Origin of the sequence: Actinophytocola sp., from assembly GCF_045807065.1 — a bacterium.
Taxonomy (GTDB): Bacteria; Actinomycetota; Actinomycetes; order Mycobacteriales; family Pseudonocardiaceae; genus Actinophytocola.
Genome location: NZ_JBJMIE010000354.1, coordinates 1 through 2,703, shown reverse-complemented (window position 1 = coordinate 2,703; position 2,703 = coordinate 1). Strand labels below are relative to the sequence as shown.

Annotated in this window: 2 protein-coding genes; both read right to left on the bottom strand. The window is 72.4% G+C overall.

Annotated features, from left to right (window positions below):
* Positions 1 to 2,277: NADH-quinone oxidoreductase subunit G (locus ACJ73U_RS20580; protein ID WP_407779286.1), on the bottom strand; the 2,277-nt coding region annotated here is incomplete at its 3' end.
* A partial coding sequence (locus ACJ73U_RS20575) for an NADH-ubiquinone oxidoreductase-F iron-sulfur binding region domain-containing protein (protein WP_407779285.1) occupies positions 2,274 to 2,703 on the bottom strand: 430 nt, incomplete at its 5' end. The genes ACJ73U_RS20580 and ACJ73U_RS20575, both read right to left, overlap by 4 nt.

Sequence of the window (2,703 nt, the reverse complement as noted above, 5' to 3'; positions counted from 1 at the left end):
GGTCTCGGGGTTCAGCCGGACCACGGCCGGGCGCCGGGTGCCGGCCAGGTGCGGCTCGTCGGACTGCAGCGAGCCGTCGTCCAGCAGCTGCCGCCAGGTCGCGAGGAGCGCCTGCCCCTCGCCCAGCGTGGGCGCCGGGGCGGCGACCTCGACGGGCAGTGCCGCCTTGCGCAGCACCGGAGGCAGCTTGGCCAGGTCGGCGGCGGCGGCGATCGGGGTCTGGGTGAACAGGTCGACGTCCATCTCGACGCCGAGCGTGTCGAGGACCCGGCAGTCCGGCAGCGCGCCGGTGTTCTCCAGCGTGGTGCCGAACTCGCGGCGGCGGCCCTCCCAGTTCACGAAGGTGCCGGACTTCTCGACGGCCGGGGCGACCGGCAGGACCACGTCGGCGAACTCGGTGACCGCGCTCGCCCGCAGCTCCAGGCTGACCACGAAGCCCGCCTTGCGCAGGGCCTCCTCGGCCAGCGCCGGGTCGGGCAGGTCGTCGATCTCGACGCCGCCGACCACGAGCCCGTCGAGCAGGCCCTTGGCCGCCGCGTCGAGGATGCCGTTCGTGTCGCGGCCCGGCATCCACGGCAGCGCGCCGGACTCCAGGCCCCAGGCCTGCTCGACCTCGGCGCGGGCGGCCGCGTCGGTGACGAGCCTGCCGCCGGGCAGCAGTATCGGGGCGGCACCGGCCTCCAGCGCGCCCCGCTCGCCGGCGCGGCGCGGGATCCAGGCGAGCCCGGCCCCGGTGACCTCGGACAGCTTGACCAGCTCGGTCAGCAGGCCCGGGATCTGGGCGGCCCGCTCGCCGACCAGGATCACCGCACCCGCCTGGGACAGGCCCTCGGCGACGTCCGGCGCGTGCGTGACCAGGCCCTCGACCGCGGCGGTCTCGCCGCCGGGCGGGCAGGCGAGCAGCGTGCCGATCGAGCCCTTGTCCGTGCTGAACGGCCGGATCGTCTTCTCGACACCCGGCGAGGACCACTGTCCGATGTGGAAGACCTTGGCGCGGTTCCTGCGGGCCGCCTTGCGCAGCCGCAGGAACACGATCGGGGCCTCCTCCTCCGGCTCGAACGCCACGCACAGCACCGCCGGCGCGGCCTCGATGGCCCGGAACGTGACCCCGGTCTCGGGCGTGGTGCCGACGACCCGCGAGGCGAGGAAGTCCAGCTCCTCCGCGGAGTGCGGGCGGGCGCGGAAGTCGATGTCGTTGGTGCGCAGGGCGATGCGGGCGAACTTGGCGTACGCGTAGGCGTCCTCGGCGGTCAGCCGGCCGCCGGTGAGGACGCCGGCACCCTTGCCGTCGCGGGCCGTCGCGAGGCCCTCGGCGGCGATCCGCAGCGCGTCGGTCCAGGACGCCGGGGCCAGCTCACCGGTCCTGGCGTCCCGCACGAGCGGCTGGTTGATCCGGTCGCCGGCGGTGATGTACCGGAACGCGAAGCGGCCGCGGTCGCAGATCCACTCCTCGTTGACCTCCGGGTCCTCCGCGGCGAGCTTGCGCATCACCTTGCCGCGCCGCCAGTCGGTCCGCTCCGCGCAGCCCGACGAGCAGTGCTCGCAGATGCCGGGCGTGGACACCAGGTCGAACGGGCGCGACCGGAACCGGTACGCGGCGCTGGTCAGCGCACCCACCGGGCAGATCTGGATGGTGTTGCCCGAGAAGTAGGACTGGAACGGCTTGTTCTCCGCGATGCCGATCTGCTGGTGCGCGCCGCGCTCCAGCAGCTCGATGAACGGGTCGCCGGCGATCTGGTCGGAGAACCGGGTGCAGCGCTGGCAGAGCACGCACCGCTCGCGGTCCAGCAGCACCTGCGTGGACACCGGGATCGGCTTGGCGAAGGTGCGCTTCTCCTCCACGAACCGGGAGTCCGTGCGGCCGTGGCGCATGGCCTGGTTCTGCAGCGGGCACTCGCCGCCCTTGTCGCAGACCGGGCAGTCCAGCGGGTGGTTGATGAGCAGCAGCTCCATCACGCCCTGCTGGGCCTTGTCCGCCACCGGCGAGGTCACCTGGGTCTTGACCACCATGCCGTCGGCGACGGTGATCGTGCAGGAGGCCTGCGGCTTCGGCATCGGCCGGCCACCCATCTCGACCTCGACCAGGCACTGGCGGCAGGCGCCGGCCGGGTCGAGCAGCGGGTGGTCGCAGAACCGCGGGATGACGGTGCCGAGGCGCTCGGCCGTGCGGATGAGCAGCTCACCCTTGGGCGCGATGACCTCGACACCGTCGATGGTCAGCCGGACGTGCCCCTCGGGTACGGGCACAGCCTCGGACTTCTCTTCGATCGCTGTCATGAGTTAGCTCCGGCGAGCGCAGGTGCGGAGGAGTTCTTGTTCTGGTCGCACAGGGCCAGGAACTCGTCCCGGAAGTACTTGATGCCGCTCTGGATCGGGGAGACCGCGCCGTCGCCCAGGGCGCAGAACGAGCGGCCCAGGATGTTGTCGCAGACGTCCAGCAGCGTCTCGATGTCGGACTCGGTGCCCCTGCCCTCGACCATCCGCTCGAGGATGCCGGCGAGCCAGTAGGTGCCCTCGCGGCACGGGGTGCACTTGCCGCAGGACTCGTGCTCGTAGAACTGCGTCCACTTCATCACGGCCCACGGCACCGACACGGTCTCGTTGAAGACCTGGACGGCGGTGGTGCCCAGCATCGACCCGGCTTCCGCCGCGCCTTCGAAGTCCAGGGGAACGTCGAGGTGCTCGGCGGTGAACATCGGGGTG